Source organism: Streptomyces sp. CA-142005 (assembly GCF_050942335.1).
Taxonomy (GTDB): domain Bacteria; phylum Actinomycetota; class Actinomycetes; order Streptomycetales; family Streptomycetaceae; genus Streptomyces.
The window spans coordinates 3,687,085-3,711,124 of the sequence record NZ_CP192078.1 but is presented as its reverse complement, the minus strand read 5'-3'; the positions used below and the strand labels follow the sequence as shown (position 1 = coordinate 3,711,124).

22 protein-coding genes and 1 pseudogene are annotated in these 24,040 nt (G+C 72.1%); 18 read left to right on the top strand and 5 right to left on the bottom strand.

All coding sequences use genetic code 11. The features are described from left to right. Window positions 1-41: 41 nt before the first annotated feature. Genes ACQPXS_RS17540 through ACQPXS_RS17525 form a run of 4 tightly spaced genes read left to right on the top strand, consistent with a single transcriptional unit; the run spans window position 42 to window position 5,609 of the window. Complete coding sequence (locus ACQPXS_RS17540; RefSeq protein WP_433450249.1) at window positions 42-3,260, top strand: S41 family peptidase; 3,219 nt, start codon at window positions 42-44, stop codon at window positions 3,258-3,260. Between the two features lie 49 nt (window positions 3,261-3,309). Next, window positions 3,310-3,663, top strand: a complete 354-nt coding sequence (locus ACQPXS_RS17535; protein ID WP_433450248.1) for a histidine triad nucleotide-binding protein — start codon at window positions 3,310-3,312, stop codon at window positions 3,661-3,663. Between the two features lie 15 nt (window positions 3,664-3,678). Next, window positions 3,679-4,584: a ribonuclease Z gene (locus ACQPXS_RS17530; protein WP_433450247.1), complete on the top strand. Its 906-nt coding sequence runs from the start codon at window positions 3,679-3,681 to the stop codon at window positions 4,582-4,584. A gap of 20 nt (window positions 4,585-4,604) precedes the next feature. Further along, a complete protein-coding gene (locus ACQPXS_RS17525) occupies window positions 4,605-5,609 on the top strand; it encodes an adenosine deaminase (RefSeq protein WP_433450245.1) in 1,005 nt (334 codons plus the stop codon). Here ACQPXS_RS17525 and ACQPXS_RS17520 read toward each other — a convergent pair. Next, entirely contained in the window at window positions 5,561-6,826 is a 1,266-nt protein-coding gene (locus tag ACQPXS_RS17520) for an MFS transporter (protein WP_433450243.1), read from the bottom strand. The genes ACQPXS_RS17525 and ACQPXS_RS17520 overlap by 49 nt on opposite strands. A 217-nt stretch (window positions 6,827-7,043) precedes the next feature. Here ACQPXS_RS17520 and ACQPXS_RS17515 point away from each other — a divergent pair, with 217 nt between their 5' ends. The 8 genes and pseudogenes from ACQPXS_RS17515 to ACQPXS_RS17480 all read left to right on the top strand — a co-directional run. After that, a complete protein-coding gene (locus tag ACQPXS_RS17515; RefSeq protein ID WP_433450241.1) occupies window positions 7,044-8,000 on the top strand; it encodes a 5-dehydro-4-deoxyglucarate dehydratase in 957 nt (318 codons plus the stop codon). Beyond that, window positions 7,997-9,286 carry a glucarate dehydratase family protein gene (locus tag ACQPXS_RS17510; RefSeq protein ID WP_351797854.1) on the top strand — a complete coding sequence of 430 codons (1,290 nt, stop codon included), beginning with the start codon at window positions 7,997-7,999 and terminating at the stop codon, window positions 9,284-9,286. Before ACQPXS_RS17515 ends, ACQPXS_RS17510 begins: the two co-directional genes overlap by 4 nt. A gap of 64 nt (window positions 9,287-9,350) precedes the next feature. After that, a complete protein-coding gene (locus ACQPXS_RS17505; protein WP_433450240.1) occupies window positions 9,351-10,508 on the top strand; it encodes a carbohydrate kinase family protein in 1,158 nt (385 codons plus the stop codon). A 739-nt stretch (window positions 10,509-11,247) separates the two neighbouring features. Next, window positions 11,248-12,330, top strand: a complete 1,083-nt coding sequence (locus ACQPXS_RS17500) for a PhoH family protein (RefSeq protein WP_356302575.1) — start codon at window positions 11,248-11,250, stop codon at window positions 12,328-12,330. A gap of 12 nt (window positions 12,331-12,342) precedes the next feature. After that, window positions 12,343-12,840 carry an rRNA maturation RNase YbeY gene (gene ybeY, locus ACQPXS_RS17495; RefSeq protein WP_351797859.1) on the top strand — a complete coding sequence of 166 codons (498 nt, stop codon included), beginning with the start codon at window positions 12,343-12,345 and terminating at the stop codon, window positions 12,838-12,840. Between the two features lie 9 nt (window positions 12,841-12,849). After that, window positions 12,850-14,151, top strand: coding sequence for a hemolysin family protein (locus ACQPXS_RS17490; protein WP_433450239.1), 1,302 nt, complete (start codon window positions 12,850-12,852; stop codon window positions 14,149-14,151). After that, window positions 14,148-14,507, top strand: a complete 360-nt coding sequence (locus ACQPXS_RS17485; RefSeq protein WP_351797862.1) for an MmcQ/YjbR family DNA-binding protein — start codon at window positions 14,148-14,150, stop codon at window positions 14,505-14,507. Before ACQPXS_RS17490 ends, ACQPXS_RS17485 begins: the two co-directional genes overlap by 4 nt. 42 nt (window positions 14,508-14,549) lie before the next feature. Beyond that, window positions 14,550-14,828 (top strand): annotated as a pseudogene (locus ACQPXS_RS17480) (LD-carboxypeptidase); the annotation flags it as partial. Here ACQPXS_RS17480 and ACQPXS_RS17475 read toward each other — a convergent pair. Next, complete coding sequence (locus ACQPXS_RS17475; RefSeq protein ID WP_433450237.1) at window positions 14,722-16,302, bottom strand: MFS transporter; 1,581 nt, start codon at window positions 16,300-16,302, stop codon at window positions 14,722-14,724. The pseudogene ACQPXS_RS17480 and the gene ACQPXS_RS17475 overlap by 107 nt on opposite strands. 109 nt (window positions 16,303-16,411) lie before the next feature. On the opposite strand from ACQPXS_RS17475, the gene ACQPXS_RS17470 reads away from it, so the two are divergent. From ACQPXS_RS17470 to ACQPXS_RS17450, 5 genes are all read left to right on the top strand, one after another. Further along, complete coding sequence (locus ACQPXS_RS17470) at window positions 16,412-17,272, top strand: helix-turn-helix transcriptional regulator (RefSeq protein ID WP_433455844.1); 861 nt, start codon at window positions 16,412-16,414, stop codon at window positions 17,270-17,272. Between the two features lie 51 nt (window positions 17,273-17,323). Then, window positions 17,324-17,677: a cytidine deaminase gene (locus ACQPXS_RS17465; RefSeq protein ID WP_351797866.1), complete on the top strand. Its 354-nt coding sequence runs from the start codon at window positions 17,324-17,326 to the stop codon at window positions 17,675-17,677. 201 nt (window positions 17,678-17,878) lie between these two features. Beyond that, complete coding sequence (locus ACQPXS_RS17460) at window positions 17,879-18,355, top strand: hypothetical protein (RefSeq protein ID WP_433450236.1); 477 nt, start codon at window positions 17,879-17,881, stop codon at window positions 18,353-18,355. 152 nt (window positions 18,356-18,507) lie between these two features. Beyond that, window positions 18,508-19,845, top strand: a complete 1,338-nt coding sequence (locus ACQPXS_RS17455; protein ID WP_433450235.1) for a beta-xylosidase — start codon at window positions 18,508-18,510, stop codon at window positions 19,843-19,845. Window positions 19,846-19,916: 71 nt separating this feature from the next. After that, window positions 19,917-20,927: a WxL protein peptidoglycan domain-containing protein gene (locus tag ACQPXS_RS17450; RefSeq protein ID WP_433450233.1), complete on the top strand. Its 1,011-nt coding sequence runs from the start codon at window positions 19,917-19,919 to the stop codon at window positions 20,925-20,927. On the opposite strand, the gene ACQPXS_RS17445 is transcribed toward ACQPXS_RS17450, so the two are convergent. The 3 genes from ACQPXS_RS17445 to ACQPXS_RS17435 are packed head-to-tail and all read right to left on the bottom strand — an operon-like array spanning window position 20,845 to window position 22,878. Then, complete coding sequence (locus ACQPXS_RS17445) at window positions 20,845-21,219, bottom strand: hypothetical protein (RefSeq protein ID WP_433450232.1); 375 nt, start codon at window positions 21,217-21,219, stop codon at window positions 20,845-20,847. The genes ACQPXS_RS17450 and ACQPXS_RS17445 overlap by 83 nt on opposite strands. A 13-nt stretch (window positions 21,220-21,232) precedes the next feature. After that, window positions 21,233-21,571 carry a P-II family nitrogen regulator gene (locus ACQPXS_RS17440; protein WP_433450231.1) on the bottom strand — a complete coding sequence of 113 codons (339 nt, stop codon included), beginning with the start codon at window positions 21,569-21,571 and terminating at the stop codon, window positions 21,233-21,235. Further along, window positions 21,568-22,878 (bottom strand): ammonium transporter, encoded by a 1,311-nt coding sequence (locus ACQPXS_RS17435; RefSeq protein ID WP_433450230.1) that lies wholly within the window; start codon window positions 22,876-22,878, stop codon window positions 21,568-21,570. The genes ACQPXS_RS17440 and ACQPXS_RS17435 overlap by 4 nt, the downstream gene beginning before the upstream one ends. A gap of 152 nt (window positions 22,879-23,030) precedes the next feature. Here ACQPXS_RS17435 and era point away from each other — a divergent pair, with 152 nt between their 5' ends. Continuing rightward, a complete protein-coding gene (gene era, locus ACQPXS_RS17430) occupies window positions 23,031-23,984 on the top strand; it encodes a GTPase Era (RefSeq protein ID WP_433450229.1) in 954 nt (317 codons plus the stop codon). The last annotated feature ends 56 nt before the right edge of the window (window positions 23,985-24,040 follow it).

The window sequence follows — 24,040 nt, the reverse complement described above, 5'->3', positions numbered from 1 at the left end:
AGAGGGAGCGGCGCACACCGGTCGCTGCGTACAGTGACGGGGTGACCCAGGGTGCTTCGACGGTGACCACGACGTCCTCCGCCTATCTCCGATTCCCCCATGTACACGACGACTTGGTGGCCTTCGTCGCCGAGGACGACGTCTGGCTCGCGCCGCTCGACGGCGGCCGGGCCTGGCGGGTCAGCGCCGACAACATGCCGGTCACCATGCCGCGGATATCACCGGACGGACGGCACCTCGCCTGGACCTCCACCCGTGACGGCGCGCCCGAGATCCATGTCGCCCCCGTCGACGGCGGCCCCGCCGACCGGCTGACCCACTGGGGCAACCGCCGCACCGAGGTGCGCGGCTGGACCGCCGACGGGCGGGTGCTCGCGCTCGGCGCGCACGGCCGGCACAGCTTCCGCCACAGCTGGGCGCACGCCGTCCCGCTGGACGGCGGACCCGCCGAGACCCTGCCCTACGGCCCGGTCGGCGATGTGGCCCTCGGCCCCGCCACCGTGCTGCTGTCCGCGCCGATGGGCCGCGAGGCCGCCCACTGGAAGCGCTACCGGGGCGGCACGGCGGGCAAGTTGTGGATCGACCGGGAGGGGAACGGGGAGTTCGTCCGGCTGCACGAGGACGTCGACGGAAACATCGAGTGCCCGGTGTGGGCCGGGGACCGGATCGCCTTCCTCTCCGACCACGAGGGCACCGGCGCCCTGTACTCCTCCCTCGCCGACGGCTCCGACCTGCGCCGCCACACCCCCCTCGACGGCTTCTACGCCCGCCACGCCTCCGGTGACGGCACCCGGGTCGTCTACAGCAGCGCCGGTGAACTGTGGCTGCTGGACGACCTGGAGGGCGCCGAGCCGCGCCGGCTGGACGTGCGCCTCGGCGGACCCCGGATCGATCTGCGGCCCCGTCCGGTGAACGCCGCCCGCTGGTTCGGCGAGGCGTCCCCGGACCACACCGCGCGCGGCAGCGCCGTCTGTGTGCGCGGCGGCATCCACTGGGTCACCCACCGGTCCGGGCCCGCCCGCGCCCTCGCCGCCGACCCCGGCGTCCGTGCCCGGATGCCGCGCGTCTTCCGCGCCGAGGGCGAGGAGTGGGTGGTGTGGGTGACGGACGCGGAGGGCGACGACGCCCTGGAGTTCGCCCCGGCGACCGGGACGGTACCGGGCGCCCCGCCCCGCCGGCTCGCCGCCGGACAGCTCGGCCGGGTCCTGGAGCTGGCCATGGCCCCCGACGGCAGCCGGGCCGCCGTGGCCGCGCACGACGGCAGGCTGCTGCTCGTCGAACGCGAGACCGGCGAGGTCCGCGAGGTCGACAGCAGCGACGACGGCGAGGTCTCCGGCCTCGCCTTCTCACCCGACTCCGCCTGGCTCGCCTGGGCCCACCCCGGCCCGCGCCCGCTGTCCCAGCTGCGCATCGCCCACACCACCGACCTGTCGGTCACCGAGGCGACCCCCCTGCGCTTCCAGGACTACGCCCCCGCCTTCACCCTCGACGGCAAACACCTCGCCTTCCTCTCCAACCGTGCCTTCGACCCGGTCTACGACGAGCACGTCTTCGACCTCGCCTTCGTCGTCGGCGCCCGCCCGCACCTGATCACCCTCGCCGCCACCACGCCCTCGCCGTTCGGCCCACAGCGCCACGGCCGCGCCTTCGAGACCCCGGACAAGGAGGAGACCCCCGACAGCGAGGGCACCCCCGCCACCCGCATCGACCTCGAAGGCCTCGCCGACCGGATCGTCCCCTTCCCCGTCGAGGCCGGCCGCTACTCCACCCTGCGCGCCGCCAAGGACGGCGTGCTCTGGCTGCGCCACCCCGTGCACGGCGTCCTCGGCACCGCCCGCGCCCACCCCGAGGATCCCGGCCCGCACACCGAGCTGGAGCGGTACGACCTCGCCCAGCGGCGCCTGGAGCACCTGGCCTCCGACGCCGACCACTTCGAGGTCAGCGGCGACGGCAAACGCGTGCTGCTGTGGAGCGACGACCGGCTGAGGGTCGTCCCCAGCGACCGCCGTACCGGCACAGACGACGACGGCGACACCAGCGTCACCGTCGACCTCGCCCGCGTCCGGCAGACCCTCGACCCGGCGGCCGAGTGGCGGCAGATGTACGACGAGACCGGCCGCCTGATGCGCGACCACTTCTGGCGGCCCGACCTCGGCGGCGTCGACTGGACCGGCGTCCTCGCCCGCTACCGACCCCTGCTGGCCCGTATCGCCACCCACAGCGACCTCGTCGACCTGCTGTGGGAGCTGCACGGCGAACTGGGCACCTCGCACGCCTACGTCATCCCCTCCGGCGGCCGTGGCGGCGGCCCCCGGCACGGGCTGCTCGGTGCGGACATCTCCCGCCATCCGGACGGCAGTTGGCGCATCGACCGCATCCTGCCCTCGGAGACCTCCGACCCGGACGCCCGCTCCCCGCTCGCCGCACCCGGCGTGGCCGTACGCCCCGGCGACGCGATCATCGCGGTCGCCGGCCACTCGGTCGACCCGGTGACGGGACCGGGCCCGTTGCTCGTCGGCACGGCGGGCCACCCGGTGGAGCTCACCGTCTCCCCGGCGGGCGGCGGCGAACCCCGGCACACCGTCGTCGTCCCGATCGCCGACGAGGAACCCCTGCGCTACCACGCCTGGGTGGCCGACCGCCGCGCCCACGTCCACGCCGCCTCCGACGGCCGGCTCGGCTACCTCCACGTCCCCGACATGCAGGCCCCCGGCTGGGCGCAGATCCACCGGGACCTGCGGGTGGAGGTGGCCCGCGAAGGACTCGTGGTCGACGTCCGCGAGAACCGCGGCGGCCACACCTCCCAGCTGGTCGTCGAGAAGCTGGCCCGCCGCATCATCGGCTGGGACCTCCCGCGCGGCATGCGCCCCACCAGCTATCCCCTCGACGCCCCGCGCGGCCCGGTCGTCGCCGTCGCCAACGAGTTCTCCGGCTCCGACGGCGACATCGTCAACGCGGCGATCAAGGCCCTCGGCATCGGCCCGGTCGTCGGCACCCGCACCTGGGGCGGCGTCATCGGCATCGACAGCCGCTACCACCTGGTCGACGGCACCCTGATCACCCAGCCGAAGTACGCGATGTGGCTGGAGGGGGTGGGCTGGGACGTGGAGAACCACGGGGTGGACCCCGATGTGGAGGTCGTACAGAGGCCGCAGGACTGGGCGGAGGACCGCGACACCCAGCTCGACGAGGCGATCCGGCTCGCGCTGGCGGCGCTGGAGGAACGGCCCGCGAAGACTCCGCCGGGAATGCCGACCTGATACGACTACGATGCACCGGTATTGATCACCAGCGCGAGGAGGCACACGCATGGCGGGAGAGCCGCAGGACGACTGCCTGTTCTGCAAGATCGTCGCGGGTACGATTCCGGCGACGATCGTCCGCGAGACAGACACCACCGTCGCCTTCCGGGACATAAACCCCCAGGCTCCCACCCACATCCTGGTGATCCCCAAGGCGCACTACAAGAACGCCGCCGTCCTCGGCGCCGAAGCACCGCAACTCGCCGCCGACGTGCTCGCCGAAACCCAGGCCGTCGCCGACGAGGAGAAGCTCGAGAGCTACCGGACCGTCTTCAACACCGGCAGCGGCGCCGGCCAGACCGTCTGGCACGCGCACGCGCACGTCCTCGGCGGCCGCGGCATGCAGTGGCCCCCCGGATAAAGCGACCGAGTCACCGTGTCCGTACGTGAATTGGTGGTCCTCGGCACCGCCAGCCAGGTCCCGACCCGGCACCGCAACCACAACGGCTATCTGCTGAGGTGGGACGGCGAGGGCATCCTGTTCGACCCCGGCGAGGGCACCCAGCGGCAGATGGTGCGCGCCGGGGTCGCCGCCCACGACCTGAACCGGGTCTGCGTCACCCACTTCCACGGCGACCATTCCCTCGGCCTCGCCGGTGTCATCCAGCGGATCAACCTCGACCAGGTGCCGCACGAGGTCACCGCGCACTACCCGCGCTCCGGGCAGCGCTTCTTCGACCGCCTGCGGTATGCCACGGCCTACCGGGAGACGGTCGGCATCACCGAGGCACCGGTCGCCGCCGACGGCATCCTCGCGGTGACCCCGGCGTACACCCTGGAGGCCCGCAGGCTGTCGCACCCGGTCGAGTCCTACGGCTACCGGCTGATCGAACCCGACGGCCGCCGTATGCTGCCCGACCGGCTCGCCGCACACGGGATCGAGGGCCCGGACGTCGGCCGGCTGCAGCGCGAGGGCCGGCTGGGGGACGTCACGCTGGAGGACGTCAGCGAGGTGCGGCGCGGGCAGCGGTTCGCGTTCGTCATGGACACCCGGCTGTGCGACGGCGTGCACGCGCTCGCGGAGGGCTGCGACCTGCTCGTCATCGAGTCGACCTTCCTGGACGAGGACATCGAACTGGCCGTGGAGCACGGTCACCTGACCGCCGGGCAGGCCGGCGCCGTCGCCCGGGAGGCCGGCGTACGGCACCTCGTCCTCACCCACTTCAGCCAGCGCTACACCGAACCCGAGGAGTTCGAGCGGCGGGCGCGGGCGGCCGGCTTCGAGTGCGAGCTGACCGTGGCGCACGACCTGCAGCGGGTGGCGGTTCCGAAACGGCGGTAGAAGATCCGTACGATGCTTTGATGCCCCTCCCGAAAGCAGAACTGCACCTCCACATCGAAGGCACTCTGGAGCCGGAGCTCGCGTTCGAGCTGGCCTCCCGCAATGGCGTGACCCTGCCGTACGCGGACACGGACGAGCTCCGCGAGGCCTACCGGTTCGAGGACCTCCAGTCCTTCCTGAACCTGTACTACGAGCTGATGGCCGTCCTGCGCACCGAGCAGGACTTCGCCGACCTGGCCGACGCCTATCTGGCCCGTGCCGCCGCGCAGGGCGTACGGCACGCGGAGATCTTCTTCGACCCGCAGGCCCATACGGGCCGGGGCGTGTCCATGGGCACGGTCGTGGAAGGGCTGTGGCGGGCGCTCGGCGACAGTGAGCGGAACCACGGCGTCTCCACCAGGCTCATCCTCTGCTTCCTGCGGGACGAGTCCGCCGAGTCGGCCATGGAGACCCTTCAGGCCGCCAGGCCGTACCTGGACCGGATCACCGGGGTCGGCCTGGACTCCGCCGAGGTCGGGCATCCGCCGGCGAAGTTCCGGGAGGTGTACGAGGCGGCCGCCGCGCTCGGGCTGCGCCGGGTCGCGCACGCCGGTGAGGAGGGGCCGCCGGAGTACATCGGCGAGGCCCTGGACGTGCTCGGCGTCGAGCGCGTCGACCACGGGCTGCGCTGCATGGAGGACCCGGCGCTGGTCGAGCGCCTGGTGCGGGAGCGGATCCCGCTCACCCTGTGCCCGCTGTCCAACGTCCGCCTGCGCACCGTCGACACGCTGGCCGACCACCCGCTGCCGGCCATGCTGGACGCCGGCCTGCTGTGCACGGTGAACTCCGACGACCCCGCGTACTTCGGCGGGTACGCCGGCGACAACTTCGCGGCCGTGCGCCGGACCCTGGGCCTGACCGAGGACCGGCTGCGCGAGCTGGCCCGCAACTCCTTCCTCGCCTCCTTCCTTGAGGACGACGAGGAGCGGCGGGCCCGCTACATCGCCGAGGTCGACGCGTACGAGTTCGGGGACGCGGTGTCGTAGGCCGGCCGGGCGGGCATGGCGGGCGACTCCAGTGGCACTTCCACGACCGGCAGGATCCGCCTGCCCGCCCGCAGGGCCACGGCCGTCATCGGCGCCGCGACCACCAGCAGCGCGGCGGCCAGTACCTGGCCCATCAACGGGAAGCCCGCCGATCCCGCCAGCACGCTCCCGGTCAGCGGCCCCGCCGCGCCGCCCAGCGAGGCCGCCGAACCGACGAACACCGCCCAGCGGCCGCGCCGGTCGAGGGAGGCGGCGAGACCGATGACGTACGACAGCACGACCGGATAGAAGAGGTTCCAGGAGATCTCGCCGGCGGCGAAGGCCGGCAGGTCGGTCGCGGACGCGGTGACCGCGATGCAGGCCGCGATCAGTGCCGTACCGGCGCCGATGGGCACGGCCCGGCCCAGCCGCAGGCCGAGTGCCCCCGCGCCCAGCACCCCGAGCAGCCCGGCGCCGAGCGCCACGGCGAACACCGCGCCGACGGTGACCTCGGTGAGGTGCGCCTGCGCGAGGCCGATGCGGCCGCTCACGCCCCACAGGGCGTTCTGCGCGAGGGACCAGCAGGGCATGGCGGCGGCCAGCAGCAGTCCGGCGCGGCGCTGGGGGAGACGGCCGTGGGCGGCGGCGGTGCGGGCCGGTGCGGTCCGGGCGGACAGGCGGGGGGTGAACGGCCAGACGGCGAGCGCGGTCAGCGCGAGCGCGGCCAGGGGCAGGCCGTGGCCCGGGCCGAGGTGGGGGATCGTCAGATAGAGGGCGCCGGCCAGGGCGGAGACGGCCAGCAGGCCGAGCGTGGTGGCCCGGTGCGGGTCCCTCCCCCAGGCTCTCGACTCCGCTCGAGCTGGGGGCGCCCCCAGGGCGGCGATGCCGCTCGCGGCGACCACCGTGACCGTGCCGGACCCGAAGCCGCCGACGACCGCGCCCGCGACGACGGCCGGTACCACCCCGGTCAGCGCGGCGGCGCCGTAGCCGAGGAAGGTGAGCGCGAGTCCGAGGCGCGCGAGCGTACGGGGGCCGAACCGGTCGACCCGGGAGGCCAGCAGGAAACCCGCCGCCGCCGAACTCAGCAGCAGCGCACTGCCGATGGCCCCCGCCTGGGTCGCGGTGAGCGGAAGCCCGGTGTCCAGCCGGCCGACGGTGGTCGGCAGCAGGTAGGAGGCGAGGTACCCGGCGGTGAACAGGGCGACGAGGGGCCAGGGCAGGAGGCGGCGGGCGGACACGGGCGTTCCCAGGGCAGGCGAGAGGAGCGGCTCAGGAAGGGGAGTGGGGCGACGCCCGTCGAGCGACAGGAACGCGCGAAAAAAGTTGTACCAAGCACGCGGTTCGAGGAAGAAGGAGAACGGATGCGATCTGCGTCACTTTTCGGTTTGTGTGGTGGGGCCCCGGGTAGGAGGCGCTAAGCTCGTTCGCATATGTAGACGTCATTCATAAGGGGAGATGATCAAGGTGGGTGGCGATCCGAGTCCCGAGGGTGCGGCGCGGCGGCTGCGGGAGGGGATGGCGCGCCGGGTGCTGTCCTTCCCGCTCACCGCGTTCCACGACGACGGCTCCCTCGATCCCGACGGCTTCCGCGCCCATGTCGCCGGCCGGCTCGCCGCCGGGCCCGGCGCCGTCTTCCCGGCCTGCGGCACGGGGGAGTTCTTCTCGCTGGACGAGGAGGAGTTCCGGACCGTCGTCACCATCACCGTCGAGGAGGCGGCCGGAAGGGTTCCGGTCGTGGCCGGGACCGGGTACGGCTGGGCGCAGGCCGCACGGTTCGCGCGGATCGCCGAGGAGGCCGGCGCCGACGCCCTGCTCGTGCTGCCGCACTACCTGGTCGACGCCCCGCCGGACGGCCTCGCCGCCCAGCTGGAGCGGCTCGCCGAGCGCACCGGGCTGCCACTGATCGCCTACCAGCGCGGCCAGGTCGCCTACACCGCCGACGCGTTGCGGCGCATCGCGCGCATCCCGAACGTCATCGGCCTCAAGGACGGCCACAGCGACCTCGACCGGCTCCAGCGCCTCACCCTCGCCGCCCCCGACGGCTTCCTCTTCTTCAACGGCGCCGCCACCGCCGAGATCCAGGCCCGCGCCTACGCCACCGTCGGCGTCCCCGCCTACTCCTCCGCCGTGCACGCCTTCGCCCCCGAGATCGCCGGCACCTTCTTCACCGCCCTGCGGGACGCCGACCACGGAACCGTCGACAAGCTGCTGCGGGACTTCTACGTCCCGTTCGTGGAACTGCGCGACCGAGCCCCCGGATACGCCGTGTCCCTGGTGAAGGCGGCGGCCCGGTTGCGCGGACAGCGCGTCGGACCCGTGCGCGCCCCGCTCACCGACCCCGCGCCCGCCGACCTCGCCGACCTCAAGGCCCTGCTCACCGCCGGACTCGACCTCGTAGGAGCCTCCCTGTGACCCGTGACCTGACCATCGCCGAGGTGCGGCTGACGCCGATCCTGGTCGCCGACCCGCCGCTGCTCAACACCCAGGGCGTCCACCAGCCGTACACCCCGCGGCTGATCGTGGAGATCGTCACCGCCGACGGGATCACCGGGCTCGGCGAGACCTACGGCGACACCAAGTACCTGGAACTGGCCCGCCCGCTGGCCGAACGGCTCACCGGACGCTCGGTCATGGATGTGAACGGCCTCTTCGCGATCGACCTCGGCGTGGACGAGTCCCGGGTCCAGGGCCAGGTGGACGCCGGCGGGCTGCGCGGCGTGCAGAGCGCCGACAAGCTCCGGCTGTCGGTGCTGTCCGCCTTCGAGGTCGCCTGTCTGGACGCCCAGGGCAAGGCACTCGGGCTGCCCGTGCACGCGCTGCTCGGCGGCAGGCTGCGGGACACCGTCGAGTACAGCGCCTACCTGTTCTACAAGTGGGCCCGGCATCCGGAGGGCGTGCCGGCCGAACCGGACGAGTGGGGCGCCGCGCTCGATCCGGCCGGGGTCGTGGAACAGGCGCGCACGTTCAAGGAGCGGCACGGCTTCACGTCCTTCAAGCTCAAGGGCGGCGTCTTCCCGCCCGACGAGGAGATCGCGGCCGTACGGGCCCTCGCCGAGGCCTTCCCCGGCCATCCGCTGCGCCTCGACCCCAACGGCGCCTGGTCGGTCGAGACCTCGCTGAAGGTGGCGAAGGAACTCGGGGACGTCCTGGAGTACCTGGAGGACCCGACGCTGGGGACGCCGGCCATGGCCGAGGTGTCCGCCGGGACCGACGTACCGCTCGCCACCAACATGTGCGTGACCACCTTCGGAGAGATCAAGGAGGCGTTCACGCGCGACGCCGTGCAGGTCGTGCTCTCCGACCACCACTACTGGGGCGGGCTGCGCAACACCCAGCGGCTCGCCGCGATCTGCGCCGCCTTCGGCGTCGGGGTGTCCATGCACTCCAACACCCATCTGGGCATCAGCCTCGCCGCGATGACCCAGGTCGCGGCCACGGTCCCCGGGCTCCACCACGCGTGCGACTCCCACTATCCGTGGCAGTCCGAGGACGTCCTCACCGAGCGGCCGGCGTTCCGGGACGGGAGGGTCGAGGTCTGCGACGCCCCCGGCCTCGGGGTCGAGCTCGACCGGGACGAGCTGGCCCGGCTGCACCGGCGGTGGGCCGAGGACGACGGCTCGCTGCGCGACCGCGACGACGCGGCCGCGATGCGGGTGGCCGAACCGGGCTGGCGGCAACCGGTGATGCCCCGCTGGTAACCCCCTGTGCGGCGGGCTGATTGGTGCACACTGGCCAGATCCGCACCACGCCAGGGAGCGCACCGTGACCCCGTCGCACACGATCACCGGAGAGGAACCGGAACACCTCACCCCGGCCGCGCGCTGTCAGGCCCAGGTCGACCCGCTCGCCGCGCTGCGCCGGCCCGGGGACCCGCCCTGGGACGTCTATCTGACGGGCACGGTCTTCCTCGACATCATCTTCACCGGCCTGGACTCGGCGCCCGTGCGCGGCACCGAGTCCTGGGCCCGGGGCATGGGCTCCAGCCCCGGCGGGGTCGCCAACATGGCCACGGCCCTGGCCCGGCTCGGTCTGAAGACCTCCCTGGCGGCGGCCTTCGGGGACGACCACTACGGCGAGTACTGCTGGGACGCGCTCGAACAGGGCGAGGGCATCGATCTGTCGAGGTCGCGGACCGTGCCCGGCTGGCACTCGCCGGTCACGGTGTCCATGGCGTACGAGGGCGAGCGGACGATGGTGTCCCACGGGCACGAGCCGCCGCCGGAGGCCGTGCTCATCCAGGAGCGGGCCGCGGACTGCCCGCCCCGCGCGCGGGCCGCCGTGGCCTCACTGACGCCGGGGACGCGCGCGCCGTGGATCGCGCAGGCCGCGCGGGAGGGGACCCGGATCTTCGCCGACGTCGGCTGGGACGAGACCGGGGCGTGGGATCTGGCCGGGCTCGCCGATCTGGAGCACTGCGAGGCGTTTCTGCCGAACGCGGAGGAGGCGAAGCGGTACACCGGGGCCGACTGTCCGCGGCTCGCCGCGCATGCCTTGACCGAGTACGTGCCGGTGGCGGTCGTGACCCTGGGCTCGGAGGGGGCGTACGCCGTGGACCGGCGGACGGGGGAGGCGGCGGAGGTGCCGGCGATCGCCGTGGAGGCGCTGGATCCGACGGGGGCGGGGGATGTCTTCGTCGCCGGGTTCGTGACGGGGTCGCTCGCGGGGTGGTCGCTGGCGGACCGGCTGGCCTTCGCGGGGCTCACCGCGGCGCTGTCGGTGCAGGAGTTCGGGGGGTCCTTGTCGGCGCCGGGGTGGTCGGAGATCGGGGCGTGGTGGCGGCGGGTGCAGTCCGTGCCGGGGCAGGAGCGGGCTGCGCTTCGCCGGTACGGCTTCCTGGACGCGCTGGTCCCGGAGGAACTGGACCGGCCGTGGCCGTTGCGCCGCGCGGTGCCCACCATCGGCTTCCGCCGCTCCAGCTGACCCCCACTTCGCCCACCCACCCGTCTCGGTCGGCCGATAAGTGACCCCAAGGGGTTCCGGCTCGGTCGGCTGGGAACCGGTCGTCCCCGACGGATTCGGCTCGGGTGGTTGAGGAGTGCCCCGGGGGGCGGGCAGGGGGCGGATCGGTCCGGTTGGGAGGTGGCCTCCGGTGGGGCGGTTCGGTCGGCTGGGAAGTGGCGGTGCCCTTTGGGGCGTGGCGGGCTGGGAAGTGGTTGTCCTCGGCGGGTGGGGCTCGCGTGGTTGAGACGTGGCCTCCCGGCGGGGTGGGCGGGGGTGGGGCGGTTCGGTCCGGCTGGGGGGTGACCCCTGGTGGGGGCGCTTCGGTCGGCTGGGAAGTCGTACCTCCCTGGGGGTGGGCGGCTGGGACAGGGTCGTCCCTGGCGGGTGGGCTCGGGTGGTTGAGACGTGGCCTACGGCCGGTGGGCGGGGTGAGTCCGGCTGGGGGGTGAGCCCCGCTGGGGGCGGCTCGGTTGGCTGGGAAGTGGCTCTGGCGGGGCGGGCGGGATGAGGTCGGCTCGGGTGTCTGGGGAGTGCCCCCGGAGGGGTGGGGCCGGCCCGGGTGGTGAGATGTGGGGCCGGTGGGGTCGGGGCGGCTGAGGAGGTGGCCGTGTAAAAGACCTACGGGCTTGTCTGTGCACCGTCGTACCCTGGAATCGCGAGGCCGCCCTCAGCTACGCGGCCGTGACGAGGAGGAAGCGCAGGCCTTCAGAGCCGGCCCATGACACAGACACCCACAGCTCACACCACCCCCGCGCAGGAGCAGGCGAGAGCGCAGTTCACCGTCCCCGCCCAGCACCCCATGGTGACCGTGCTGGGTTCCGGCGACTCCCTTCTGCGTGTGATCGAGAGGGCCTTCCCGGGGGCCGACATACACGTCCGGGGCAATGAGATCAGCGCGGTCGGCGATCCCGCCGACGTTGCTCTCATTTCGCGCGTGTTCGACGAGATGATGCTGGTGCTCCGCACCGGGCAGCCGATGACGGAGGACGCAGTGGAACGCTCGATCGCCATGCTCAAGGCGAGCGAGAACGGGACGAGCGACGGGCCCGAGACCCCGGCGCAGGTGCTGACGCAGAACATCCTGTCCTCGCGGGGCCGGACCATCCGCCCGAAGACCCTCAACCAGAAGCGGTACGTCGACGCGATCGACAAGCACACGATCGTCTTCGGCATCGGACCCGCCGGTACCGGCAAGACCTACCTGGCCATGGCCAAGGCCGTGCAGGCCCTGCAGTCCAAGCAGGTCAACCGGATCATCCTCACCCGGCCGGCGGTGGAGGCGGGGGAGCGGCTCGGGTTCCTGCCGGGCACGCTGTACGAGAAGATCGACCCCTACCTGCGCCCGCTGTACGACGCGCTGCACGACATGATCGACCCGGATTCCATTCCGCGGCTCATGGCGGCGGGGACGATCGAGGTGGCGCCGCTCGCGTACATGCGTGGCCGGACCCTCAACGACGCCTTCATCATCCTGGACGAGGCGCAGAACACGAGCCCCGAGCAGATGAAGATGTTCCTCACCCGCCTCGGATTCGACTCCAAGATCGTGATCACCGGTGACGTGACCCAGGTCGACCTGCCGAACGGCACCAAGAGCGGTCTGCGACAGGTGCAGGAGATCCTGGAGGGCGTCGAGGACGTCCACTTCTCCCGGCTGTCGTCCCACGATGTCGTACGGCACAAGCTGGTGGGCCGTATCGTCGACGCGTACGAGCAATACGACAGCAAGTACGGCACCGAGAACGGCACCCACAAGGGCGGCCGTGGCAAGTCCGGGGTCAAGGGCACCAAGGGGAAGTAGACCAGCACGACCATGTCGATCGACGTCAACAACGAGTCCGGCACCGAGGTCGACGAGCAGGCGATCCTCGACATCGCCCGCTACGCGCTCGCGCGGATGCGCATCCACCCGCTCTCCGAGCTCTCGGTGATCGTCGTGGACGCCGACGCCATGGAGCAGCTCCACATCCAGTGGATGGACCTGCCGGGTCCGACCGATGTCATGTCGTTCCCGATGGACGAGCTGCGGCCGCCGGCCAAGGACGACGACGAGCCGCCGCAGGGGCTGCTCGGCGACATCGTGCTGTGCCCGGAGGTCGCTGCCAAGCAGGGGGCGGAAGCCGAGACGCAGCACTCCATGGACGAGGAGCTCCAGCTGCTCACCGTCCATGGCGTGCTGCATCTGCTCGGCTACGACCACGAGGAGCCGGACGAGAAGGCCGAGATGTTCGGACTCCAGGCCGCCATCGTGGACGGATGGCGCGCCGAGCGCGGGCTGACCGGGCCGTCCCCGGCGCCGACCGTCTCATAAGCGGGCCGTATGTCTCCGCAGATCGTGATCGGCGCGATCGCGCTGGTCGTCGTCGCCTGGCTCGCCGCCTGCGCGGAGGCGGGCCTCGCCCGGATCTCCAGCTTCCGGGCCGAGGAGGCCATCAAGTCCGGCCGCCGCGGCAGCGCCCGGCTGGCCCAGGTCGCCGCCGACCCCACCCGCTATCTGAACGTGGCCCTGCTGGTCCGCGTCGCCTGCGAGATGGCGGCCGCGGCCCTGGTGACCTACGCCTGCCTGGAGGAGTTCAAGGACACCTGGCAGGCCCTGCTGATCGCCATCGGGGTCATGGTCCTGGTGTCGTACGTCGCCGTGGGGGTGTCCCCGCGGACCATCGGCCGTCAGCACCCCCTCAACACCGCGACCGCGGCGGCGTACGTGCTGCTGCCGCTGGCCCGGATCATGGGCCCGATCCCGTCCCTGCTCATCCTCATCGGCAACGCCCTCACCCCGGGCAAGGGCTTCCGGCGCGGCCCGTTCGCCTCCGAGGCCGAGCTGCGCGCGCTGGTCGACCTCGCCGAGAAGGAGTCGCTGATCGAGGACGAGGAGCGCCGCATGGTGCACTCGGTCTTCGAGCTGGGCGACACACTGGTGCGCGAGGTCATGGTGCCGCGCACCGACCTGGTCACCATCGAGCGCTTCAAGACCATCCGGCAGGCCCTCACGCTCGCCCTGCGCTCCGGGTTCTCCCGGATCCCGGTCACCGGCGAGAGCGAGGACGACATCGTCGGGATCGTGTATCTGAAGGACCTGGTCCGCAAGACGCACATCAGCCGGGAGGCGGAGGGCGACCTGGTCTCCACCGCCATGCGGCCCGCCGCCTTCGTGCCGGACACCAAGAACGCCGGTGACCTGCTGCGCGAGATGCAGAAGGAACGCAACCACGTCGCCGTCGTCATCGACGAGTACGGCGGCACCGCCGGCATCGTCACCATCGAGGACATCCTCGAGGAGATCGTCGGCGAGATCACCGACGAGTACGACCGGGAACTCCCGCCGGTCGAGGACCTCGGCGACGACCGCTTCCGGGTCACCGCCCGCCTGGACATCACCGACCTCGGCGAGCTGTACGGCCTGGAGGAGTACGACGACGAGGACGTGGAGACCGTCGGCGGACTGCTCGCCAAGGCCCTCGGCCGGGTCCCCATCGCGGGCGCGTCCGCCGAGGTCGAGCTGCCCGACGAGCGCCGGCTGAAGCTGACCGCGGAGGCCGCGGCCGGACGCCGGAACAAGATCGTGACGGTCCTGGTGGAACCCGTCCCCGTGCCGGCCGCCGAGGAGGCGACATCCGAGTGACCCCCGAGAAGCTGCGCGCCTTCTGCCTGTCCTTCAACGCGGCCGTGGAGGACTTCCCGTTCAACCCCGAGACGTCGGTCTTCAAGGTGCTGGGCAAGATGTTCGCCCTGTCGAACCTGGGCGCGCGGCCCCTCACGATCAACCTCAAGTGCGACCCGGAGGACGCGATCCGGCTGCGCGGTGAGCACGAGGGCCTGATCATTCCCGGGTATCACATGAACAAGCGGCACTGGAACACCGTGACCGTCGACGGCGCCCTGCCCGAGCGGCTGGTGAAAGAGCTGATCGAGGACTCGTACGACCTCGTCGTCGCGGGACTGCCGAGGGCGGAGCGGCTGCGGCTGGACCGGCCGTGAATCCGGTTGCCCGGGGCGATCGGCGCACGGTGGGATGCCCGTATGACGATCAGATATCCGCGCCCCCTGCGCCCCGGTGACCGCGTCGGTGTGACCTCTCCCTCTGCCGGAGTGGCCAAGGAGCTCCGGGGGCGGCTCGATGTCGCGGTCCGGGAGATCGAGGCGCGGGGGTACGAGGTGGTCGTCGGCCGGTGCATGGACGGCTCGACCCACCTCAGCGCGCCGGCCGCCGAGCGCGCGGCCGAGCTGGCCGGGATGCTGACCGACCCGGAGATACGGGCCGTGGTGCCCCCGTGGGGCGGGGAGACCGCCATCGACCTGCTGCCGCTGCTCGACTTCGAGGCGATCCGGCGGGCCGAGCCGACCTGGGTCGTCGGCTACGCCCGCGCAGGCCCAGTGCGACCAGGACCGCGGCGGCGAGGACGATCGCCGCGTCCAGGGCCAGGACGGTGTGGACGCCGGTCAGCAGATCGCCGGAGGTGGTGGCCAGGACGCCCAGCAGCGGGATGCCGACCGTGATGCCGACCTGCTGGGTGGAGGTCACCAGACCGGTGGCCAGGCCCTGCTCCTCGTCCGGGACCCCGGAGGTGACGGTCAGGCCGTACGAGATGATCGCGCCCAGGTGGCACATGCTGGCCAGGGACACCGCCGCCGTGGCGAGCCACACCGACCAGACGTGGGAGTTCAGCAGGAGCAGCGTCGCGATCAGCGCGCCCTGGCCGGTCAGTGAGCCGACCAGGGTGCGGCGGGCGCCGAAGCGGCCGATCACCCTCGGGGCGAGCGAGCCGGCGACGGCCGACAGCACGCCCTGGACGCCGAAGACCAGGCCCGTCTCGAAGGCCGACAGGCGCAGGATCTCCTGCAGGTACAGGGTCAGGACGAAGACGACGGTGGACATCATCGAGAAGGTGACCAAGCCGCCCACATTGCCCCAGGCCACCGTGCGGCGGCGCAGCATGGGCAGCGAGACGAGCGGGGTGGCCGTACGGGACTCCACGACCGTGAACGCGGCCAGCAGGAGCAGGCCGGCGACCAGGGTGGTGATGACGTCCGGGCGGCCGAAACCGTGGTCGGCGGCCGTGGACAGGGCGTAGATCAGGGACAGCAGGCCGGTGGTGACGGTGACCGCGCCGGGCACGTCCAGGCACGGACGCTCCGGGGTGCGCGACTCCGGCAGCAGGCCCGGGGCCAGCGGCAGCACGACGAGCGCGAACACCGACAGCAGGGCCATCGTGGAGCGCCAGCCGAGCGCGTCCGTCAGCACGCCGCCCGCGACCATGCCGACGGTGAAGCCGAGCGACAGCAGGGTGCCGGAGACGCCGAGGGCGCGGTCGCGGGCCGGCCCCTCCGGGAAGGTGGTGGTCAGCAGGGACATCCCGGTCGGGACGATCGCCGCCGCGCCGAGGCCCTGCAGCGCGCGTCCGGTGAGGAAGGACGCCGGGTCCCAGGCCAGGGTCGCCAGCAGCGAGGCCGCGCCGAACAGGGCCAGGCCGGTCAGGAACAGCTTGCGGCGGCCGTACAGGTCGCCCATCCGGCCGAAGAGCAGCAGGAAGCCGCCGGAGGGCAGCGCGAACGCGGTGACCGCCCACTGCAGGGCCGAGCGGCTCATGCCGAGGTCGGTGCCGAGTTCCGGCAGGGCCACGTTCAGGACGGAGAAGTCCAGCGCGACCATGAACTGGGCCGCGCACAGCACGAACAGGACGAGCTTGTCACGCGTCGACAACCGGGGCGGCCGGGGGGTGTCGAGCGGTGTGCCCGTGGAGGTGGTGGTCTGGGTGGTGGTGTCGATCGCCATGTACCGAGCTTCGGGCGGGCGGAATACCGGTGGGGAGTCGGAACTTATGGTGGTGGTGGCACCACCAGACACGACGGGGGAGGAGCGGTACGTGCCTGCTGCGGGGGCGATGAGGAGCGAACGGCGCAACGAACTGCGCGAGTTTCTGATCAGCCGGCGGGCCCGGGTCAGTCCCGAGGAGGCCGGGCTGCCCGTCGGCGGCGGCCGGCGCCGTACGCCCGGACTGCGCCGGGAGGAGGTCGCGGTGCTCGCCGGGGTGGGCGCCTCCTGGTACCAGTGGCTGGAGCAGGGCCGGGAGATCTCCGTCTCCCCGCAGGTGCTCGACGCCGTCGCCCGCGTGCTGCGGCTGAGCGACGCCGAGCGCCGGCACCTGTATCTGCTGGCCGGGATGAACCCGCCGGCGCCCGAAGTGGCGCCGGAGAAGCGGGACATGTGCGACGGGCTGCGGCGGCTGATCGACACCTGGATGCCGTATCCGGCGCACATCATGGACCTGTACTACAACTGCGTGATGTACAACGACGCGGCCGCGATCGTGCTGGGCATGCGGCCGGAGATCACGCAGAACTGTCTCGTCGACTTCTTCACCGACCCGCTCTACCGGTCGCGCAGCCACAGCTGGGAGCAGAACGCGCGCACGGTCGTGGCCCAGTTCCGGGCGGCGTGTGCGGCGCGGCCGGAGGACGAGGGGTTCCGGGCGGTGCTCGCCGAGGTGAGCGAGGCCAGCGCCGAGTTCCGGGCGATGTGGGAAGAGCGGGACATCGAGGACCAGGGGCAGATCCGCAAGGAGCTGGACCATCCGCTGGCCGGGCTGCTGGTCGTGGAGTCGACGGTGATGAAGGTGCCGGCCCGGCCCGATCTGATGATCGTGCTGCACACTCCGCTGGACGAGGCGAACACCGCGGCGAAGCTGGAGTGGCTGGCCTCTCCGGAGGGACGGCGGGGCGCGATGTACCCGGTGGCGGGGTGACGCGGTACCCCGTGGCGGGGTGGGTGGGCCGTGGCTTCGTATGCTCTGGGCATGACCGAGAGCAACGCGCTTGACCCCGAGGACCGCAAGATCGTGACCCTGGCCCGTTCCGCCCGGGTCCGTAACGGTGTGCCGGAGGGCGCGGCGGTACGGGACGAGACGGGGCGTACCTATGTCGCCGGGTCGGTTGCGCTGCCCTCGCTGCGGCTGAGCGCGCTGCGTACCGCCGTTGCCATGGCGGTGGCGTCGGGGGCCGGCTCGCTGGAGGCGGCGGCGCTCGTCAGTGACGCCGAGTCCGTGGCCGACGAGGACTTGGCCGCGGTGGCCGACCTGGGGGGTGCGGGGACGCCGGTGCTGCTGGCCGGGCTCGACGGGGTCGTGCGGGTCACCGTTTCCGCCGGCTGACGTACCGAAGCACCGGCCGAACGCAAGGTCGGCTGGAATTCAACCTTGTTGGCTCCCTGCCCCTGCGCATCAATAAAACCGTACGTCTCCGACGGGCCGTCAGATCCGCACCGCCGGCGCAGTGTGCCCTGCCGCCTGCGCAGGCCTCCCCGCCCGTCGGTGTCCCCCCACACCCCCCACAGGGAAGGGAAGCGGATCCCCATGAGAGGCAAGCGCACGGCAACGGGTGCGGCACTGGCCGCCGGGGCCCTCGCGGTCACCGGACTGGCCTTCGCGCCCTCCGCGGCCGCCGTCACCCCACAGGCGGCGACCATCACCGCGAGCTGCGGCATCTTCGGCGGCGGCACGGCCACGCTCACCGCGACCCAGAGCGGCACCTCGGCCACCATCACCCTCACCTCCTCCGCGATCACCGCGCCGGTCGCGGTCGCGCAGGACTCCATCTCCTCCACCCTCACCATGGCCAGGGCCGGCGGCGGATCGGTGGTCTTCAGCGGGACCAGGAACCCCGCCATGGACACCGGCGACGCCGTCAGTGTCGGCCCGCTCCCCGGCACCGTCGCCTCCGGTGACAGCCTGGACGCCTACGGCGGCTCACTGAAGATGGTGATCTTCGGGGTCACCGTGACCTGCACGGCAAGCGGCCCGCAGTCACCCGGCCCGTTCGTCTTCGACTGAGCGGACTGAGCGGTGTGTTCCGGATGCCGCAGAAACTGATGATCCGTCAGATTTCTGCGGCATCTCCATTGACTTCTCACTCCGGCTCCACATCAATGCCCCCTGTCGGCGCAGATGAGCCGCTGCGCCCGCAACCCTCAGGAGGGGGCCCCATGGGTTCGACACCCCCAACACCACGAAGATCCCGACGGTGGCGCTGGGCGTCCCTGTTCGGGGCGACCGCCCTCGCGGTCACCGCGGGCGGCGCGCTGGCCTGTCCGGCCGGCGCCGCCGGCACGAACGTGGACTTCGCCACGCACTGCATCCCGCCCGCCGTCGCGGGCATCCCGCCGATCGACGGCACCACGACCGCCGCCGTGTCGGTGGACAACGCCAACCCCAAGGTCGGCGACACCGTCACCGTCACGTACACGGTTGTCACGGCAGCCGCCGGCAACCCCACCGACCTGGCCCTGCCCGCCGACATCATGACCCCGACCGGAAAGGTGACCCTCGGCGGCGCACAGACGGGGGACGTGACCGTCGCCGGGCCGAAGAAGAACCCGCCGGTGCCGGGGAAGGCGACCTTCCCGTCCTTCTCCATGACCGGCACGTTCACCGTCACCAAGGCCGGACAGATCACCCTCTCGCCCGGCGACTACAACATCCACACCAGCTACATCCTGGAGCTGGACACGCCGTGTACGGTCACCGATCCGCCCGCCCCGGTGTCCCAGACCGTGACGGCCACCGACGGGACCCCCGCCAACACCCGGGCCATCTCGCTGAGTTCGGCCTCGGGTGACCCGGGGGCAGGCGTGACCGTCACCGGCAGCAACTTCACGCCGGGCGCCACCGTCACCCTGGCCGGGCGGTCCGGGAACACCCAGACCGCGGACACCGCGACCGTGACCGCGAACGCCCAGGGCTCCTTCAGCGGTTCCCTCGTCGTCAACGACAGGACGACGACCGGGATCGTGGCCTACGAGGGCGGCGCCTGGAGCGCGGACAAGGGCGCGGGCCCCGCGGCCTACGTCGTCAACGACAACACCCCCGTTCCGCCCGGCAGCCAGAAGCTGACCACCACCGTCAAGGCGGGCACGCTGTCCATGTCCCAGGCCGGGGACTCCGTCGCGCTGTCGGCGGTCGACTTCGGCAAGGGCGGGGCCTCGACCGGCAAGCTGCAGACGGTCACCGTGCAGGACTTCCGCGGCGGGCCCGCGGGCTGGTCCCTGACCGGCAAGGTCACCGACTTCACCGGTCCCGGCGGCAAGATCGACGCCGGAAAGCTGAGCTGGACGCCCGCGTGCGCGACCAAGGCGGGCAGCCCCAGCACCTGCAAGGCCGGCTCGGCGGGCGCCGTGGGCGCCTCGGGAGCGACCCTCGCGTCGACCCCCGACGGCACGCTCACCGGCGGCGAGTTCACCGTCGACGCCGGACTCTCCCTGGCCGTACCGGCGTTCACGCCTCCGGGCGCGTACTCCGGCGTGCTCACACTGACGCTCACCTGAGCGTGCGGGCGTCCGCACCCGCCCGTCCCCCGTCTCCCGCCCCTGTCTTCCGTCCGTGGGGGTCCGCACCCATGCGCAAGCTGTACGTCCTCCTCCTGGGCCTGATGCTGGCATGGCAGGCCACGCCCGCCCACGCCGCCGACAACGGCAGCTGGTCCGTCTACCCGGTCGCCTCGAAGATCGCCGCGCGGCCCTACTTCTACCTCTCCGCCGACCCCGGCCAGACCCTCACCGACAAGGTCGCCGTCCAGAACAAGACCGGCCGTCCGCTCACCTTCCGCCTCTACGCGGCCGACGCCTACAACACCGCCCGGGACGGCGGTTTCGCCGTGCGGACCGTCAAGGAGCGCATGCTCGGGGTGGGCGCCTGGGCCCGGCTCGCGAAGTCCCGGGTCACCGTGCCCGGCCATACGACCGTCACCGTGCCCTTCACCCTCCGCGTCCCGCCGGGTGCCCAGCCCGGTGACCACCCGGGTGCCGTCGTCGCCCTGGACGAGCGGGTCGATCCCGGCAGCGGGCGGCTCGCGCTCGGCGTGCAGCGGGCCGTCGGCGCCCGGGTCTACCTCCGGGTCGGCGGGCCCACGCTGCCCGCGCTCTCCGTCGGACAGCTGCGCATCACCCACCACCAGCCCCTGATCCCGGGGCTCGGCACCGGCACGGCGACCGTCTCCTACACCCTGCGCAACACCGGGAACGTCACCCTCGACCCCACGGTGGAGCTGAAGGCACGCGGGCTGTTCGGCCGTACGCTGCTCGACCGCGAGCTGACCCGGGTGCCGTCCGAGCTGCTGCCGGGACAGCGCGTCCGGCTCACCGAGACCTGGTCCAAAGCGCCCCAGCTCGACCGGGCGGAGGTGACGCTGACCGCGAGCGCCACCGGCACCCGGCAGTCGGCGAGCGCCTCCTTCCTCGCCCTGCCCTGGCTGCTCGCCGGGCTCGTGTTCGTGGCCGGAGTGGTGACCGGAGCACTACTGGTCAGGGCGCGTCGGGCACGGGCCGTCAGTCCCGGCCGAGGGCGCGGCGCAATCTCCCCTTCTTCGGCGCGGGACGCTCGACGGGAGGAGGCTCCCTCGAGGAGATGAGCTGCGCGACGGTCAGCCGGGCGTACCGCATTATCGTGAACGCCTCCTCGTAGGAGGTGGACCACAACGATTCCGTGATCTCCGCCAACCAACTCGTCTCGGAGATGCGGAACACGACGCGGCCGTGGTCGGAGCGGCTGAGGTAGAGCCCACGCGTGTACGTGAGGCTCAACTCCTCGGCACGCGCCAGGGCCTGTTCCCTGCCGCCCTCCACATGCACCTTGTCCTTCAGGATCCAGCCGTCGCCGTCCCCCTTCTTCGTCTCGACGAGCACGTACCATTCGCCCCCCACGACAGCCCCCGGCTCAGAGGGCGTCCGGACCGCGCTCGCCGGTCCGCACCCGTACGACCGTCTCCACGGGCACGGCCCACACCTTCCCGTCCCCGATCTTCCCCGTCTGCGCGGCCCCGACGATCGCGTCGATCACGTCGTCGGCGACCGCGTCCTCGACCACGACCTCGATCCGGACCTTCGGCACCAGATCGACCCGGTACTCGGCCCCCCGGTACACCTCGGTGTGGCCGCGCTGCCGGCCGTAGCCGCTCGCCTCGGTCACGGTCAGACCGTGTACCCCGAGCTCCTGCAGGGCGGTCTTGACCTCGTCCAGACGGTACGGCTTGACGATCGCGGTGATGAGCTTCATGCCTGGGACTTGACCTTCTGAGTGGAGGGGAGGACGGAGTGGGCGACCGGGGCGCCGTGCCCCAGGACCCCGTGATCGTAAGCCGTCTCGGCGTGCACCGTAAGGTCCAGGCCGGTGTGCTCCTGCTCCTCGCTCGCGCGGAAGCCCATCGCCTTGTCGAGCAGCTTGCCGAGGCCGTACGTCACCGCGAAGGCGTAGCCGGCCACGACCACCACGGCGAGCGCCTGCCTGCTGAGCGGGGCGAGTCCGCCGCCGTAGAAGAGGCCCTGTGTGCCGCCGGTCATCGCCTTCTCGGCGAACAGGCCGATCAGCAGGGTGCCGATGACGCCGCCGACCAGGTGGACGCCGACGACGTCCAGGGAGTCGTCGTAGTTCAGCTTGAACTTCCAGCTCACCGCGTAGGAGCAGACGACACCGGCGGCCAGACCGACGATCAGCGCGCCGAGCAGGGAGACCGTGCCGCAGGACGGCGTGATCGCGACCAGGCCGGCGACCGCTCCGGAGGCGGCGCCCAGGGTGGTGGGGTGGCCGTCGCGCTTCTGCTCGACGAAGAGCCAGCCCAGCAGGCCGGTGCAGCCGGCGGCCAGGGTGTTCAGGAAGGCGGCCGCGGCGAGGCCGTTCGCGCCGAGCGCGCTGCCCGCGTTGAAACCGAACCAGCCGAACCAGAGCAGACCGGCGCCGAGGATCACCATGGGCAGGTTGTGCGGGCGCATGGCGTCCTTCCTGAACCCGAGCCGGGGCCCGAGGACCAGACACAGGGCGAGACCGGAGGCGCCGGAGGTGATCTCGACGGGCAGACCGCCCGCGAAGTCGAGCGCGCCGAGCGTGCCGGCGATCCAGCCGCCCGGGCCCCACACCCAGTGGGTGATCGGAACGTATACCAGGAGGGTCCAGACCGGGACGAAGACCAGCCACGCCGAGAAGCTCGTACGGTCCGCGACCGCACCGCTGATCAGGGCCGCGGTGATGATCGCGAAGGTGAGCTGGAAGGTGGCGAAGAGGAGGGTGGGGACGGTGCCGTGCACGCTGCCCGGGCCGAGGTGCGCCATTCCGGCGTGGCCGAGTCCGCCGATCAGTCCGCCGCCGATGTCGTCCCCGAAGGCGAGGGAGTAGCCGGCCGCCAGCCACACCACCGTGACCAGGGCGATCGACACGAAGCTCATCATCAGCATGTTGAGGACGCTCTTCGTGCGGACCATGCCGCCGTAGAACAGGGCCAGGCCCGGGGTCATCAGCAGGACGAGGGCGGTCGCGGCGAGCAGCCAGGCGGTGTCGCCGGTGTTCACGTGCGCGGCGGCGGAAGTCACGGGCGTCTCCAACGGGTGTGCGGGCTCGTCAGAGGGTCACCGGTGAGCGTTTCCGGTTGCGTACAGGTGTGTTTCCGTGACGTTTCATTGCCTGAGGGTTACCGAAACCTCACGGTACGGCGGGGGCTCGTGGATCAGGGACAATGAACGGCATGAGCGTTCGTACCCAGTCATCCGAGCAGCCGGCCGAGGCCCACCACCGCGCCGGCTTCGCCTGCTTCGTGGGCCGTCCCAACGCGGGCAAGTCCACCCTCACGAACGCTCTGGTCGGGCAGAAGGTGGCGATCACGTCCAACCGGCCGCAGACCACCCGGCACACGGTGCGGGGCATCGTGCACCGGCCCGACGCCCAGCTGATCCTGGTCGACACCCCCGGCCTGCACAAGCCGCGCACGCTGCTCGGCGAGCGGCTGAACGACGTGGTCCGTACGACCTGGGCCGAGGTCGACGTGATCGGCTTCTGTCTGCCCGCGGACCAGAAGATCGGCCCGGGCGACCGCTTCATCGCCAAGGAACTCGCCGGGATCAAGAAGACCCCGAAGGTCGCGATCGTGACCAAGACCGACCTGGTCGACTCCAAGACCCTCGCCGAGCAGCTCATCGCGATCGACCAGCTGGGCAAGGAGCTGGGCCTCGAGTGGGCGGAGATCGTGCCGGTGTCGGCGGTGGGCTCCAAGCAGGTGGACCTCCTGGCCGACCTCCTGATCCCGCTCCTGCCGGAGGGCCCGGCCCTCTACCCCGAGGGCGACCTCACCGACGAGCCCGAGCAGGTCATGGTCGCCGAGCTGATCCGCGAGGCCGCGCTGGAGGGCGTGCGCGACGAGCTGCCGCACTCCATCGCCGTCGTCGTGGAGGAGATGCTCCCGCGCGAGGACCGCCCCGCGGACCGTCCCCTCCTGGACATCCACGCCAACGTCTACATCGAGCGCCCCAGCCAGAAGGGCATCATCATCGGCCCCAAGGGCAAGCGCCTGAAGGAGGTCGGCATCAAGTCCCGCAAGCACATCGAGGCACTGCTGGGCACGCCGGTCTTCCTCGACCTGCACGTGAAGGTCGCCAAGGACTGGCAGCGCGACCCGAAGCAGCTGCGCAGGCTGGGCTTCTGAGTTCCGCTCGGGCCCGCCTGGGCGTCTGCCCCGGCGGGCGCTGCTCGGGGCGCCGG

Excerpts from the sequence above, each read along its gene's own strand:
- ACQPXS_RS17535 (WP_433450248.1), top strand. The coding sequence starts at position 3,310 with ATGGCGGGAGAGCCGCAGGACGACTGCCTGTTCTGCAAGATCGTCGCG.
- ACQPXS_RS17525 (WP_433450245.1), top strand. The coding sequence starts at position 4,605 with ATGCCCCTCCCGAAAGCAGAACTGCACCTCCACATCGAAGGCACTCTG.
- ACQPXS_RS17515 (WP_433450241.1), top strand. The coding sequence starts at position 7,044 with ATGATCAAGGTGGGTGGCGATCCGAGTCCCGAGGGTGCGGCGCGGCGG.
- ACQPXS_RS17500 (WP_356302575.1), top strand. The coding sequence starts at position 11,248 with ATGACACAGACACCCACAGCTCACACCACCCCCGCGCAGGAGCAGGCG.
- ybeY (WP_351797859.1), top strand. The coding sequence starts at position 12,343 with ATGTCGATCGACGTCAACAACGAGTCCGGCACCGAGGTCGACGAGCAG.
- ACQPXS_RS17490 (WP_433450239.1), top strand. The coding sequence starts at position 12,850 with ATGTCTCCGCAGATCGTGATCGGCGCGATCGCGCTGGTCGTCGTCGCC.
- ACQPXS_RS17475 (WP_433450237.1), bottom strand. The coding sequence starts at position 16,302 with ATGGCGATCGACACCACCACCCAGACCACCACCTCCACGGGCACACCG.
- ACQPXS_RS17470 (WP_433455844.1), top strand. The coding sequence starts at position 16,412 with ATGAGGAGCGAACGGCGCAACGAACTGCGCGAGTTTCTGATCAGCCGG.
- ACQPXS_RS17465 (WP_351797866.1), top strand. The coding sequence starts at position 17,324 with ATGACCGAGAGCAACGCGCTTGACCCCGAGGACCGCAAGATCGTGACC.
- ACQPXS_RS17460 (WP_433450236.1), top strand. The coding sequence starts at position 17,879 with ATGAGAGGCAAGCGCACGGCAACGGGTGCGGCACTGGCCGCCGGGGCC.
- ACQPXS_RS17455 (WP_433450235.1), top strand. The coding sequence starts at position 18,508 with ATGGGTTCGACACCCCCAACACCACGAAGATCCCGACGGTGGCGCTGG.
- ACQPXS_RS17450 (WP_433450233.1), top strand. The coding sequence starts at position 19,917 with ATGCGCAAGCTGTACGTCCTCCTCCTGGGCCTGATGCTGGCATGGCAG.
- ACQPXS_RS17440 (WP_433450231.1), bottom strand. The coding sequence starts at position 21,571 with ATGAAGCTCATCACCGCGATCGTCAAGCCGTACCGTCTGGACGAGGTC.
- era (WP_433450229.1), top strand. The coding sequence starts at position 23,031 with ATGAGCGTTCGTACCCAGTCATCCGAGCAGCCGGCCGAGGCCCACCAC.